We start from the raw sequence: 208 nt of genomic DNA, 5'->3' as shown, positions 1-208 counted from the left end.
GTGCTAATGCTGGGAGTTTCAATGGTTATATTAAACAAACTTTTTGCACGAGCTAATCCATCTTTGAATAAATCAGATGTTAGGGTAAAAACTTCTGGTGAGCGAATAACTGTATTGACAGGCGGTGCAAATTTAGTTGATGGAAAGCAGACTTGGGATTTAGCTCAGGATAAAAAAGATGATATCGAATGTATGAAAAGATGTTGTC

Annotated in this window: 1 pseudogene; it reads left to right on the top strand. The window is 36.1% G+C overall.

What is annotated here, in order from left to right:
* Positions 1 to 21: 21 nt before the first annotated feature.
* Positions 22 to 208 (top strand): annotated as a pseudogene (locus V6256_RS16260) (hypothetical protein); the annotation flags it as partial.

The organism is Psychromonas aquatilis (assembly GCF_038155185.1).
Classification (GTDB): Bacteria; Pseudomonadota; Gammaproteobacteria; order Enterobacterales; family Psychromonadaceae; genus Psychromonas; species Psychromonas aquatilis.
The sequence above is the reverse complement of the archived record's forward strand: the minus strand, read 5'-3'. Positions and strand labels throughout refer to the sequence as shown.